13 protein-coding genes are annotated in these 13,468 nt (G+C 39.5%); 4 read left to right on the forward strand and 9 right to left on the reverse strand.

The window, feature by feature from the left end:
- Positions 1-39: 39 nt before the first annotated feature.
- Positions 40-276 (reverse strand): hypothetical protein, encoded by a 237-nt coding sequence (locus tag FD725_RS13445; RefSeq protein WP_179048588.1) that lies wholly within the window; start codon positions 274-276, stop codon positions 40-42.
- 653 nt (positions 277-929) lie between these two features.
- Here FD725_RS13445 and lepA point away from each other — a divergent pair.
- The 4 genes from lepA to FD725_RS13460 all read left to right on the forward strand — a co-directional run bounded on the left by lepA (position 930) and on the right by FD725_RS13460 (position 5,566).
- Positions 930-2,741: a translation elongation factor 4 gene (lepA, locus tag FD725_RS13450; RefSeq protein ID WP_179048589.1), complete on the forward strand. Its 1,812-nt coding sequence runs from the start codon at positions 930-932 to the stop codon at positions 2,739-2,741.
- A gap of 495 nt (positions 2,742-3,236) precedes the next feature.
- Complete coding sequence (locus FD725_RS13455; protein ID WP_179048590.1) at positions 3,237-4,424, forward strand: glycosyltransferase family 4 protein; 1,188 nt, start codon at positions 3,237-3,239, stop codon at positions 4,422-4,424.
- A gap of 4 nt (positions 4,425-4,428) precedes the next feature.
- Positions 4,429-4,563 carry a hypothetical protein gene (locus tag FD725_RS32465; RefSeq protein WP_256871909.1) on the forward strand — a complete coding sequence of 45 codons (135 nt, stop codon included), beginning with the start codon at positions 4,429-4,431 and terminating at the stop codon, positions 4,561-4,563.
- A 25-nt stretch (positions 4,564-4,588) separates the two neighbouring features.
- On the forward strand, positions 4,589-5,566 hold the full coding sequence (locus FD725_RS13460; RefSeq protein ID WP_179048591.1) for a cyanophycinase: 978 nt from the start codon (positions 4,589-4,591) through the stop codon (positions 5,564-5,566).
- A 128-nt stretch (positions 5,567-5,694) separates the two neighbouring features.
- On the opposite strand, the gene FD725_RS13465 is transcribed toward FD725_RS13460, so the two are convergent.
- From FD725_RS13465 to FD725_RS13500, 8 genes are all read right to left on the reverse strand, one after another.
- Complete coding sequence (locus FD725_RS13465) at positions 5,695-6,861, reverse strand: cysteine desulfurase family protein (RefSeq protein WP_179051529.1); 1,167 nt, start codon at positions 6,859-6,861, stop codon at positions 5,695-5,697.
- A gap of 2 nt (positions 6,862-6,863) precedes the next feature.
- Positions 6,864-7,490, reverse strand: coding sequence for a restriction endonuclease subunit R (locus FD725_RS13470; protein WP_179048592.1), 627 nt, complete (start codon positions 7,488-7,490; stop codon positions 6,864-6,866).
- A gap of 33 nt (positions 7,491-7,523) precedes the next feature.
- Positions 7,524-8,138, reverse strand: a complete 615-nt coding sequence (locus FD725_RS13475) for a type I restriction endonuclease (protein WP_179048593.1) — start codon at positions 8,136-8,138, stop codon at positions 7,524-7,526.
- Between the two features lie 375 nt (positions 8,139-8,513).
- A complete protein-coding gene (bcp, locus tag FD725_RS13480) occupies positions 8,514-8,993 on the reverse strand; it encodes a thioredoxin-dependent thiol peroxidase (protein ID WP_179048594.1) in 480 nt (159 codons plus the stop codon).
- Between the two features lie 128 nt (positions 8,994-9,121).
- Positions 9,122-11,140, reverse strand: a complete 2,019-nt coding sequence (locus tag FD725_RS13485; protein ID WP_179048595.1) for a pectinesterase family protein — start codon at positions 11,138-11,140, stop codon at positions 9,122-9,124.
- Positions 11,141-11,235: 95 nt separating this feature from the next.
- On the reverse strand, positions 11,236-11,529 hold the full coding sequence (locus FD725_RS13490; protein ID WP_179048596.1) for an HNH endonuclease: 294 nt from the start codon (positions 11,527-11,529) through the stop codon (positions 11,236-11,238).
- Between the two features lie 73 nt (positions 11,530-11,602).
- Complete coding sequence (locus FD725_RS13495) at positions 11,603-12,472, reverse strand: polyphosphate kinase 2 family protein (protein WP_179051530.1); 870 nt, start codon at positions 12,470-12,472, stop codon at positions 11,603-11,605.
- A 28-nt stretch (positions 12,473-12,500) separates the two neighbouring features.
- Positions 12,501-13,406, reverse strand: a complete 906-nt coding sequence (locus FD725_RS13500) for a nucleotidyl transferase AbiEii/AbiGii toxin family protein (RefSeq protein ID WP_179048597.1) — start codon at positions 13,404-13,406, stop codon at positions 12,501-12,503.
- Between the last annotated feature and the right edge of the window lie 62 nt (positions 13,407-13,468).

Consider the following 13,468-nt stretch of genomic DNA (forward strand, 5'->3'; position numbering starts at 1 on the left):
ACATTTTTTGGCTATTTCTTTACAGCCTATTCATAAATGTCAATCATTCCATTCCCCACGGGGAGGAACTGGAACTCGATGTGGGTTGCGCGTCAGTTCATCATCTCTGAGAACTTCCCCCCGTAACCATTGACGAATAGCTACTTCAATCACTTTACTCGGATCGTTAGTCAGATGCTGGATTTGTTCCAGTAACTCCGAATCCAATTGCACAGAGACTTCTACCTTGTCGGCTTGTCTGGATTCCGCATCGGTAGCTCTTTCTTTCATATTCATAGGTTTATATACTCAGAGAATTTCTTGTCACAAGCTTTATAAAGCAGTTGCATTCACTGTTCGGGTTAATTTACTGACAAAATATTAAAACTTTATAGTTACATAGTTCCCCGAAATTTCACCAAACTAACAGCAGCAGGTAGCAAGTGGCAATTTTCATGGGCATTTCTAGTCCATAAGGCTAGAAGTTTTGTCAGTAAACTAGGTATTACGGGCATTTACGGGTGGTAATTGCCTATCATATCTACACTATGTACTTATATATTTTTATTGTACGCTTCAGGTTGATGATACTAGCACATAAAAATAGACTTTATAGAGATTTTTAAGAAGGGGAGTGAGGGAGTGCTGAGTAGTGAGTGGGGGAGTGAGGGAGTGAGAGAGTGCTGTTAGCGGTAGCGGGGCGTTTAGCCCGTGCTGAGTGGGGGAGTGAAGGGTGTGAACAGTGAACGTTTATTAACTGGTAACTGATCTGGTAGGGATGCAGGGGAGAAGAAGAAATGCTAATGACCATTGACCATTGACCATTGACCATTGACCATTGACCATTGACTTTTGACTTTCCTGTAGCAGCATCTTGGCTAATAAGGCATTACAATACATGAAGTAAATTGCTTTTTCACCTTGGTTGCTGCTTCAGCAAAGATTAGTATATGACTGATGTCCCCGCAGTTCGCATTCGCAATTTTTGTATTATTGCTCACATCGATCATGGGAAATCTACCTTGGCTGATCGCTTACTGCAAGCCACTGGTACTGTTGATGATCGGCAAATGAAGGAACAGTTTCTAGACAATATGGATCTAGAACGGGAGCGCGGTATTACAATTAAGCTGCAAGCGGCCCGGATGAACTATCAGGCAAAAGATGGTCAGCAATATGTATTAAATTTAATTGATACGCCGGGACACGTAGATTTTTCCTATGAAGTGTCGCGGAGTTTGGCTGCTTGTGAGGGGGCTTTGTTGGTAGTGGATGCGTCTCAAGGTGTAGAGGCGCAGACTTTGGCAAATGTCTACTTAGCACTGGAGCATAATTTAGAAATTATCCCTGTTCTTAATAAAATTGACTTACCAGGAGCAGAACCAGACCGAGTTATTGGTGAGATTGAAGAAATTATCGGTCTAGATTGCAGTGGGGCAATTCTAGCTTCGGCAAAAGAAGGTATTGGGATTAGTGAGATTCTCGAAGCGATTGTGGAGCGTGTACCACCAGCTGCCAACACAGTTGATCAACGTTTACGAGCGTTAATCTTTGATAGCTATTATGACAGCTACAGGGGTGTAATTGTCTATTTCCGGGTGATGGATGGGACGGTGAAAAAAGGCGATCGCATCTATTTGATGGCATCCGGGAAAGAATATGATATTGATGAGTTGGGTATCCTCTCTCCCACTCAAAAGCAAGTTAATGAACTCCACGCTGGGGAAGTGGGTTATTTGGCAGCCTCAATTCGGGCGGTGGCTGATGCGCGGGTGGGTGATACGATTACTTTATCTAGTGCGAAAGCGACAGCAGCCTTACCAGGGTACACGGAAGCTAACCCAATGGTTTTTTGTGGAATGTTCCCCATTGATGCTGACCAATTTGAAGATTTACGAGAAGCTTTAGAAAAGCTCAAACTCAATGATGCAGCATTGCAATACGAACCAGAAACTTCTAGTGCTATGGGTTTTGGTTTCCGTTGTGGATTCTTGGGCTTGCTGCACATGGAGATTGTTCAAGAACGCTTAGAGCGAGAGTATAATCTGGATCTGATTATTACAGCCCCTTCAGTGGTTTATAAAGTCATCACTGTTAAGGGTGAAGAACTGTATATTGATAATCCTAGCCATTTACCAGCCCCCAACGAGCGCGAAAGGATTGAGGAACCCTACGTCAAAGTAGAAATGATTACGCCGGAAACCTTTGTCGGGACGTTGATGGAGTTGTCGCAAAACCGCCGGGGTGTGTTCAAGGATATGAAATATTTGACCCAAGGACGTACCACCTTAACTTATGAGTTACCTCTGGCGGAAGTTGTGACAGACTTTTTTGACCAGATGAAATCGCGATCGCGTGGTTATGCCAGTATGGAATATCATCTGATTGGCTACCGCGAAAATCCTTTGGTGAAATTGGATATCATGATTAATGGTGATCCGGTGGATTCCTTAGCGATGATTGTCCACCGTGATAAAGCTTATGGTGTAGGACGTTCAATGGCGGAAAAACTCAAAGAACTGATTCCCCGTCATCAATTTAAAGTACCCATTCAAGCCTCTATCGGTAGCAAAGTCATCGCTAGTGAACATATTCCCGCTTTAAGGAAAGATGTACTAGCTAAATGCTACGGTGGTGACATTAGCCGGAAGAAGAAACTGTTGCAGAAACAAGCCAAGGGTAAAAAGCGGATGAAAGCCGTTGGTACGGTAGATGTACCGCAGGAAGCTTTTATGGCAGTGCTGCGTTTAGATCAAAGTTGATGATAGTTTAGATAGCTATAAACTTAGAACCTCGGTTTGCTACCAAAGCCGGGGTTTTGTCAATTCCAGGAGTCTAGGATGCTTGTCTGTGTGTTTAATAAATTATTTTTTACCACAGAGGCACAAAGACACAGAGAAAATGCCTGCCTTACTCCTATATTGAAACCAGAAACGTTATAATTACCTCCTATATAATTTCTGTCACTTTTGATAGTTGCTATTTGAAAGACTGATACTATAAGTTTTTTAAAATCTGTACTCTAAATTGTGAATTTTACTAAGCTGTGAGGGGTAAGGTACTTCATTTCACTTAAGCTTTGATCAGCTAATGTAAGAAGTTTAATCAAGTATCCGCTAATGTACTCAAACCTAATAACTTTTAAAACCTAACATCAAAAAAAATGTAAAAAAATCCAAAAATTTTAGTAAGCAAATTTGCTGCAAATACCGCCCTCATATTTTTAGATATTGATAAAGCATTGGGGAGTCTAGTTAATGAAGATACTGGTACTGAGTTGGGAGTTTCCACCGAGAATCGTTGGCGGTATTGCGCGTCATGTGGCTGAATTATACCCCGAACTAGTAAAACTAGGGCATGAAATCCACCTAATTACGGTAGAAGTTGGTCAAGCATCAATGTATGAAGTGGTGGAGGGTATACATATACATCGAGTACCAGTGTCTCATAGTCATGACTTTTTTCACTGGGTAGTCAATTTCAATCAGAGTATGGGTCATCATGGTGGCAAGTTAATCAGTGAGGAAGGCTCATTTGACTTAATCCATGCCCATGATTGGTTAGTGGGAGATGCAGCGATCGCTCTCAAGCATACCTTTAAAATTCCCCTGGTTGCTACCATCCACGCCACTGAATATGGACGCTATAACGGAATTCACAATGATACCCAACGGTATATCCACGGCAAGGAAAGCTTACTGGCTTACAATGCTTGGCGGATTATTGTCTGTACAAATTATATGCGCCAAGAGGTAGAGAGAGCGCTCTCAAGTCCGGGGAATAAAATCGATGTCGTTCATAATGGCATTCGTGCAGAAAAGAAACAACACCATGAAGATTTTCATGCTCAAAATTTTCGTCGCCAATTTGCCCAAGACCATGAGAAGATTGTCTACTATGTGGGGCGGATGACTTACGAAAAAGGTGTATCAGTTTTACTCAACGCTGCACCGAAAGTGTTGTGGGAGATGGGTGGCTACGTAAAATTTGTGATTGTTGGTGGTGGTAATACTGACAATCTCAAACGTCAGGCTGGGGATTTGGGAATTTGGGATAAGTGTTACTTTACAGGCTTTCTTTCCGATGAATATTTAGATAAGTTCCAAACTGTGGCTGACTGTGCTGTATTCCCCAGCCTTTACGAACCCTTTGGCATTGTAGCTTTAGAAAGCTTCGCCTCACGAGTTCCCGTAGTGGTGTCAGATACAGGTGGCTTCCCGGAAGTAGTGCAACATACTAAGACGGGTTTAGTAACTTGGGTAAATAATGCCGATTCTTTGGCTTGGGGAATTTTGGAAGTTTTAAAAAATCCCGGTTATCGTCAATGGCTAATTGATAACGCCTATGAGGATTTGCAGCGTCGCTTTAGCTGGCCAAAATTAGCCAAACAAACCGAGACAATTTATCAACGAGTGGTCAAAGAGCGATCGCAAGTTGTATGGTAAAAAAATGCTGAGTCTGGCTGAGGTTTTCTCAGATGCAGCAGCATCATCAATTATTACCCTGCATTATTGGGCGTTAACAAACAGTACAAGCCTTGTACGCTGGGAATTACCGCCTGGAGCGTGCGACATTAAGCAATAGTTGCAGCTTGCTCTAGAAGGTTAGTATGGCACGAGCATTCTCAAATTTAGCAAAGTGGTGGAAGAATTTAATATCCCGAATTACAGCATACCTGAAAGACTTCTTCCAGGGCAACATTGTCGAAGTTAGTCCTCTGCCCACCTTGGCAGGGCCTGTCTTCAGCTTGGGTGGCGGAGGGCCAGATGTGGAAGCCGCTATCCAGTGGATGATTAACCAAGTTAGAGGTAGCGCCGCAGTTGATGTTGTCGTAATTCGGACTTATGGTAGTGACGATTACAATCGCCTCATTTATGGTATGAAAGGCGTAAACTCTGTAGAGACTTTGATTGTCAGCAATCGTCAAGATGCTAACAGGTATGATATTGTCAACAAAATCCGCAATGCTGAGGTAGTGTTTTTTGCTGGTGGTGACCAATGTCAATATATTCGTAGCTGGAAAGATACACAACTAGAGGCGGCTGTACAGTCAGTTTATCAAAGAGGTGGGGCTATTGGTGGTACTAGCGCCGGGTCAATGATTTTAAGCGATTTTATCTTCGATGCTTGCGCTAGTGAAGAGGCTGTAGAAACAAAAGATATTCTGGAAGATCCTTACTATAATGTCACTTTTACCTACAACTTTTTTCGCTGGCATCATTTGCAAGGAACTATCATCGATACCCATTTCGACAGCCGTAAACGCATGGGGAGAATTATGGCTTTTGTCGCCCGACAAATTCAAGACGGTGTTTCTCGCAGTGCTTTGGGGATAGCCATTAGTGAGGAGACATCTGTGGTTGTCGATAAATATGGTCAAGCAAAAGTTATGGGGCGAAATGCAGCATACTTTGTCTTAGGAGATCATCCCCCAGAAGTATGTAAACCCCGGACACCTTTAACTTACCACGACTACAAAATCTGGCGAGTCACCAATGGTGAAACTTTTGATCTGAATAACCCACCCAGCAGGGGTTATTATTTTCGCAGTGTAGTTAGGGGAAGGTTTAATTCCGATCCTTATTGAAGGATGGGGGGATGGGGGGAAAGAACCTATACAAGTATTTTCTCCTTGTCCCCTTCTTTCATTTTGAATTGATTTGTCCCCTCGTCCCCTTCCTTGTCCCCTTCTTCCATTTTGAATTGATGTGTTTTCTAGACTAAACTTGCCTGTTGGCGTAAACTTTCAATGGTAGCGATCGCCTGTTTGCTCACTAGATCAATTTCCGCTTCTGTATTAAAGCGTCCCATTCCAAAGCGAATTGAGGCGTAAGCTAGCTTTTCCGAATGTCCTAAAGCTGTGAGGACGTGGGAAGGTGCGGTTTTGACTGAAGAACAAGCCGAACCAGACGAAACAGCCATAATTGACTGTAAGCCTAATAACAGCGCCGTACCATCTACACCTGCAACGCTGATATTCAAGTTTCCTGCTAATCTTTGAGTAGGATGTCCGTTGAGATGGATTCCAGGAATTTGAGCAAGCTGTTCCCACAATCTTTGTCTAAGCTGAGTTAAACGTATATTTTCAGGGGCTTGTTCTGCTAAAGCAATTTCTACAGCTTTACCAAAGCCGACAATTTGCGGCGTGTACAAAGTTCCCGAACGCATACCCCGTTCATGTCCACCACCATTTTGTTGGGGTGCAAGTTGCACCCTGGGGTTACGTCTGCGGACATATAATGCACCAATACCCTTTGGCCCATATACTTTATGAGCTGTCAGAGACATCAAATCTATCTGCATAGCTTGCACATCCAAGGGGATTTTACCAATAGCTTGAGCAGCATCTGTATGAAAAATTATATGGCGATCGCGGCACATTTCCCCAATTTCTGCTAATGGTTGCAACACCCCAATTTCATTATTAGCAGCCATCACTGATACTAAAATTGTTTCTGGACGCAAAGCTTTTGCTAATGCTGTTAAATCAATTAATCCATCTGCTTGAACTGGCAAAATAGTAATCTCAAAACCCAAAGTTTTTAAATACTCACAAGGATCAAGTACTGCATTATGTTCTGTGGCTACAGTAATGATATGTTGACCTTTTTGAAAATAAGCTTCAGCCACACCTTTAATGGCTAAATTATTCGCTTCCGTCGCCCCACTAGTAAAGACAATTTCTTCAGGTGTAGCATTAATTGCCGTTGCTAATATTTCTCGTGCTTGTTTAACAGCCGCCTCTGCTTCCCAACCATAAACATGATTAATACTAGATGGATTGCCAAATTTTTCTGTAAAGTAAGGTAGCATTGCCGATAACACACGCTCATCCACAGGTGTAGTAGCGTGACAATCTAGATATATAGGACGATTCGACATCATTAGCTTAATATTTGACTGAGTTTTTTTAATATTCCCAGAACTTTATAGAGTTCATTTTCTCGTTTCCACAGAGTAAATTGATCAGATAAAGCATACTCTAGTTGAGAATTTTTTATTAGTTTGATAAAAATAAAATCATTGCCATTCATGACTAATCCAAATACAGGTTTATTTTGCTCAGGATTAGCTATCATATAAGTCAGTGCTTGAGGTATAGCTGCTAATAAAGACCAACTAGACTTTTTAGATCCTATGATTAACAACGATAATTGTTGTTGAACTACTAAAACATCAATTCTCCCTCTAATAATTTTACCTTCATCCTCGGTAGAAATTTCTATAGATTGCTCACTTCTGATAAAAAAAGGCTCATCATAAAATCCAGCTAAATCAAGCAAAGGAGATAAAACTACTAACTTAACAGTTTCTTCTGATAGGGGAGGATATTTAACTAAACGCAAAAAATTGTTTTTAATCCTATCTAAATCTTGCTTTTCTAAATCTGTAAGTTCTGGTAAGTTTTCCCCCCATTCTGCAAAAAACGTCTCTTCTTCAGCTAATTGTAAGCCAAATCGTTCTTCTAAATAGGCGATACCAATATTTTGGTCTTGGATAATTGGAACCATATTCACCTAGCTACACTCTTAATTATCTAGACATCAATTCAAGATTTTACCTAGATTTCTTAATATTTTTAAAACTGTGTATAACTTGTTTTCATTTCTATACAAAGTAAACCTTTCCGACAAGGCATACATAGGTTGGTTTTGTTTATTTAATTTAATAAATTGGAAATCTTCTCCATTCATGACTAATGAATATACAGTAAAATTATCATTAGGATTTGCCAACATATAAGTCAGTGCTTGAGGAATTGCTTTAGCTAGAGAAAAGGTAGACCTTTTAGATTCAATTATGATTAGCCACAATTGAGCTTGCAAAACTAATACATCTATTTTACCTTTGATGATTTCTTTAATTTCCGCTTGAAATTCTATAATTATTTCTTCACTAATTTCTATACTTTCTTCTGTAGATATATGAAAAGGAGAATGGTAAAAGCCAGCCAAATCTAGCAAGGGGGATAAAACTACTAATTTAACTGCATCTTCTAAAAGAGGAGAGTTTTCTAGTAGGCTAAGGTAATTACTTTTAACTCTATCTAAATATTGTTTTTCTAATTCAGAAATATCAGTTAAATTCTCAATTGCTTCTCGAAAGAAATACTGATCATCAGACTTTCGTAATACCAATTCACAAAAATCCTGATACATATAGCTTACTCGTTGGGTATTGTCCGCCCACCGTTAAAACGGTGGTCTCATAGCTTAAGTCCATTAAAATGGACTCTGATATTCAGTCCTTTTGAGAGGACTTTAGCTATGAGACAGGGATTTACAATCCCTGACGGACTGACGGACTCACGTATTTGTATCATTATTAAAGTGAAATGGTATAACGCAAAGTTTTTATTTAAGTAAGCAAATGTAATATTTTGAGCTTGAATAATGGGAATCATATTTAATTAAATAGTGAATATATTAGTTATTGTAAGTGAAATTTTTATACTATGGCATACATTGTTAAATTTTGTAAAGCGCAGGAGGATAAAATTGTTGACTGCGCTGGTATTTCTTGAAAAAAATAATTTAAGTATTTGCTAATTCCTGTAATTTAGCTAACACTGCTTGGGCATGACCTTTAGCTTTGACATTAGGCCAAGTATAGGCAATAATTTTGTCAGGTGAAATCAAAAAAGTTGACCGAGCTACACCCATATATTCTTTACCCATAAACTTTTTTAAACGCCAAGCACCATAAGCTTCTATCAGTTGGTGTTCTGGGTCACTTAATAGAGTAATTGATAGGTTATGCTTGTCAATAAATTTGCAGTGCGCTTTGCCTAAATCTGGACTTACGCCTAAAACTTTTGCTCCCAGTTGACTAAATTGTTGATTTAATTCGGTAAAATCTTTAGCTTCTGTAGTGCAGCCTGGTGTATTATCTTTAGGATAAAAATAGATCACAATCCACTGACTATCAAAATCATTGAGGCTAACTAAATTATTATTTTGATCTGGTGTTGAGAAAGCTGGTGCTGGTTGTCCGACTTCAGGAATGCTGCTCATGATATTACTGGGTAAGAATTTTAGGGCAGAAATTTTTTCTAACTCTTAACTTTGTGCCTTTGTGGTTGCATAGATTTATTTTTACTACGGAGCCACAGAGTTAGGTAAGAGATGAAACATGGTTAAAACTACTCTACATTGCCACTACGCTGTAACTGAGATGTAGAATCGATATTAATGGTTTGACGCAGGTTGCCTGTTAAATCAGAGTTTTCCACTGTACCTAAACCATTTTCATGAACGTATAAAGCATTATATTTATTTTTATTAATTCGGCACTGGCGAATTAGGGGATTACCACCTTCTCTAATCTCTACTCCAGATAAAGCATTATTGTAGATATCACAATCTTCAATTGTTCCCCGACCTTTCTTATGAATTAATAGTCCCCCACCCTGTTTACTATCATAAATTTTGCATCGTTGAATGGTGGGATTACTATCTTCCTTAATTTCGATACCTGATAGGGTATTGTTGAAAATCTCGCAATCTTCCACAGTTCCCAAACCTCGTTCTCGGATGAGAAGACCACCTTCTTTACCATCATGAATTTTGCAACGACGAATTACAGGTTGAGCATTGGTGTCAATCGTAATTTCTGTGGTTGTATTCCTGAAAATATCACAATCTTCGATGATTCCTCGGCCGTTGTCGTAAATATAAATACCACTTTGTTTACTATCGTGGATTTGACATTGTTGAATGGTTGGGTTAGCTGTAGAGCCATGAATAGCGACACTAGATAATGAATCAGATGTAATATCACAGTCTGCTAAAATTGCTTGTCCTTGGGGAATATTCACAGCAAAATATTGCTGGTTTTGTTCTCCAGCTCGACAACGTAAAGTTAAACCTCTAACTTCGGCGTTATCAGTTTGCATAAGTAAGCAACTTGCGTCTGTACTTTCAACAATAATTTCTGCTTTTGCACCATCACCAACAATGGTTAATTTTTTGTCTACCACCAGACTTTCTTGATAAACCCCTGGACGCACAAGAATGCGTGTACCTGGTTGAGCATTATTAATCGCTTCAGTGATGGTTTTGTAATCTCCACCACCCAATTTAGACACAACTAAAGTTGATTTTGGCAGTAATTGAGAAAGAACTGCTGCACCAGCTAACCCCAGGGTACTAAAACCCACTATCTTAAATATGCGTCGTCTTGTCCATGCTTTTGGCTTTGGTGGTGGCGGTGGTGGCGGTGGCGGTGGAAATGGTTGGGTAACTTGGTCAATCTCTGCCAACCGTTGTAAAATTACTTGGGTATTTTGTGGGCGCTGATGAGGTAAACGCGCCATCATTTGATCGAGTAAATCTGCAAACTGGGGAGAGATATTGGTGGGATGGGTTTTGCTTTGCTTGAGGTAATCACGCCAGTTTAACTCATCAGTGTAACTGTTGTAGATTTTGGGGTGAGATGGTTCTTGTCCTGTGAGTAAGTAGACAAAAGTTCGTCCCAAGGCGAAGAAATCTGACTGCTGTACAGCTTGTCCATTAACTTGTTCTGATGGGGTGTAACCTGCGGAAATGACTCCTGTGACTTGTCCAATTGCTTGTTTGGCAATGTAAGTTCCTGTAACTGCTCGTGCTGTACCGAAGTCAATCAGAGCTAAACGTCCATCTGCTCTGAGCATAATATTAGATGGTTTAATATCTCGATGGAACAAATCTTGTTGATGGACTTGTTGGAGAATGGTGACAACTTCTTTTAACCATTGCAGAGCTAACTTTTGATCAATGGGGCGATTATCTCTCTGTCTCAAATATTCGCATAAATCTAACCCCTCAATTTTTTCCATTACCAAACAGTGTATTGGTTCTTGGCTATTGCGAGGAAAATAGACAAAATAACCGTTGGCTTCGACTTTGGGTATTCCTGGATGTTGTAACCGAGTCAAAACCTCTGCTTCTCGCTGAAACAGTTCTACTGCTTTGGGATGGTTATTAATGAGGACTTTGAGAACTTTGGAAGTTTGAGTGTAAGCGTCACTGACTGCAAATGTTTTACCAAAGCCACCACCGCCTAGAATACTCAGCACTCGGTAGCGCCCTTCTAGGAGTAACTCTGAGCCACAAGTTTGACAAAATAGGACGTTATCAGGGTTTTGTGGTTGTGAGCATTGAGGATTTATGCAGAGGCTCATCGCTTCGGCAAGTAAGGTTTGTATCTGATAGTTTAACGTTAGTGAGTGTAAATATCAGATGAAATTTTTTAAAATCGGGTTAAGGGCTATCTCATTCACCACAAAGATAACTGTCCCGGCGAAACATTTGATTTTCCCCCTTGATGGTAATAAAGGTGACAGGCACTACACAAAGCGACTAAATTCTCTCGTCGATTATCTCTTGGGTTGCGGTTCCAGTGATGAACTTGAAGTGTGTATGCTCTACGTTTTCTGGGTGTGAACTCTGATGTATTTTTACCAGGGGGGATGCAGTGTAACCCACACTTTTGACAACGCCACTGGGCTTGTTGCTTAACTGAGGTGGCAATTTCTGACCAATTATCTGGATACAGAGAATAAGTGAACATTATTGTCAGTTAAATATTGCAGAGCTTGTAGGATTTTAATACTTTTTCGCTGTAAAAATAAATGAAACAAAAATTAATCTTCTTGTTCTAAGATAGACTTAGCTTGTAAAAGTTGTTGCCGATGTTCTTCACTAACTGTGGGGTATTTGAGGTTTAATGCTTGTAACTTAGTGCAGATAATATCAGATACTATCAGACGTGTAAACCATTTGCGATCGCTAGGGATGATATACCAAGGTGCATGGTCAGTGCTGGTATTCTGAAAGACTGCTTCATAAGCTGCCATATAATCATCCCAAAAGGCTCTTTCTTGCACATCACTCACAGAAAATTTCCAATTCTTTTCTGGATATTTAATCCTTTCTAAAAAGCGCTTTTTCTGCTCTGATTTAGAAACATTGAGGAAAAATTTGAGAACAATAATGCCATTGTTAACTAAATATTGTTCAAAATTATTGATTTCTGTAAAACGTTGTTTCCATATCTGATTACCTTTAGCATCAGGTGGAAGTTGTTGCTTTTGCAAAATTTCTGGATGTACCCGCACTACCAATACTTCTTCATAATATGAACGGTTGAAAATCCCAATACGTCCCCGTTCTGGTAGTGCTTTCATGTTACGCCACAAATAGTCATGGTCTAATTCTTCCTCGCTGGGAGATTTAAAACTAAACACCTGGAATCCCTGGGGATTGACACCAGACATGACGTGTTTAATGGTGCTATCTTTGCCAGCCGCATCCATTGCTTGAAAGATAATTAGCAAGGCATGAGTATTTTGAGCATAAAGAATATCTTGATACTCGGCTATTTGTTGAATATTTGCCTGTAATTTTGCGACAGAATCAGCTTTTTCATGATAGCCATCCTGATAAGCTGGGTCATAATTTTTTCGCAAAGAAGCATTTGAACCTGGGGGAAAAATAAAAGCGTCATGTTTTATCATGTTGATTATATTCTCACTATTTTTCTTAGCAAAAATCTGCTGCCAATAAATCAATACCATCAATAATTTTATTGTGATCAACAATCTTCAATGCAGTAAAACATTTCTCTCGATAGTTGGGATGATTTTGGAAAAAAGAGATGGCTTTTTTCAAAGGTTCAATTACCGGATAGGCTGTTTCTGCCTTCTCAATTGCTTCTCTAGGAATGGGAGACTTGAGCCTTTGTACAGCTAAATCAATTAAATCTCTGGATGCAACTGAGGAATCGTTCCATCTGTCAGAATTCGCTAATAGCTTCTCAGCAAAACTATCAATTTCATTCAAACATGGGACAGGCGACCAACTGGGATAATCTGGTTTTCCCAATTCGATCCGCCCTTCCATAATAATCTCAAATTTAATGAGAGTTTCATCCACCATAATTGCAAATCTTACACCATATTGGTCAGCTTTAATTTCTGTGGGTAATTTAATATTATTTTGAGTCTTAAATAGACTATTATATTGGGTTTGGGCAATTTTCTGTCGTAACAGACGGTAGCCAGTACCAGTAGAACAGAGAAAATCTATATCTTTACTCAATCTATATTCGCCATGATTTAAACTGACCAGAGTTCCACCACCAAAATATGCCCCGCATTCTAATAAGAAATTAGCATTTAGTTGATGAAGTACATGGACAATTTTTTGATGAAAATCCCTGGTAAGCATTGGCGATAATAACCATGAATTATAATATTGAGATAATTGTTGGACAAATAAAGCTTCCGTCTGGCTTAAATCATCTAATACTCCTCGGTAATGCCATCCTCTTTCATATATCCTGAGCATCTCTAAAAGAGTAAGATTTTTTATATCTGCTCTTTGCCAACATAATCTTTCTAAAAAAGGTAATTTTTCTGGTATTGTGATTTGATTTTTAATTAACATAGGTAATATTAATAGGCAAATAAAGAAAGCCTAGCTTGTCCCAGCAGTTAGAAAATGATATG

The organism is Nostoc sp. TCL26-01 (assembly GCF_013393945.1).
GTDB lineage: Bacteria > Cyanobacteriota > Cyanobacteriia > Cyanobacteriales > Nostocaceae > Trichormus.

Coding starts and splice junctions, on each gene's coding strand:
- bcp (WP_179048594.1), bottom strand. CDS start 8,993: ATGAGCAGCATTCCTGAAGTCGGACAACCAGCACCAGCTTTCTCAACA.
- FD725_RS13475 (WP_179048593.1), bottom strand. CDS start 8,138: ATGTATCAGGATTTTTGTGAATTGGTATTACGAAAGTCTGATGATCAG.
- FD725_RS13490 (WP_179048596.1), bottom strand. CDS start 11,529: ATGTTCACTTATTCTCTGTATCCAGATAATTGGTCAGAAATTGCCACC.
- FD725_RS13445 (WP_179048588.1), bottom strand. CDS start 276: ATGAATATGAAAGAAAGAGCTACCGATGCGGAATCCAGACAAGCCGAC.
- FD725_RS13455 (WP_179048590.1), top strand. CDS start 3,237: ATGAAGATACTGGTACTGAGTTGGGAGTTTCCACCGAGAATCGTTGGC.
- FD725_RS32465 (WP_256871909.1), top strand. CDS start 4,429: ATGCTGAGTCTGGCTGAGGTTTTCTCAGATGCAGCAGCATCATCAATT.
- FD725_RS13470 (WP_179048592.1), bottom strand. CDS start 7,490: ATGGTTCCAATTATCCAAGACCAAAATATTGGTATCGCCTATTTAGAA.
- lepA (WP_179048589.1), top strand. CDS start 930: ATGACTGATGTCCCCGCAGTTCGCATTCGCAATTTTTGTATTATTGCT.
- FD725_RS13485 (WP_179048595.1), bottom strand. CDS start 11,140: ATGAGCCTCTGCATAAATCCTCAATGCTCACAACCACAAAACCCTGAT.
- FD725_RS13465 (WP_179051529.1), bottom strand. CDS start 6,861: ATGTCGAATCGTCCTATATATCTAGATTGTCACGCTACTACACCTGTG.
- FD725_RS13500 (WP_179048597.1), bottom strand. CDS start 13,406: ATGTTAATTAAAAATCAAATCACAATACCAGAAAAATTACCTTTTTTA.
- FD725_RS13460 (WP_179048591.1), top strand. CDS start 4,589: ATGGCACGAGCATTCTCAAATTTAGCAAAGTGGTGGAAGAATTTAATA.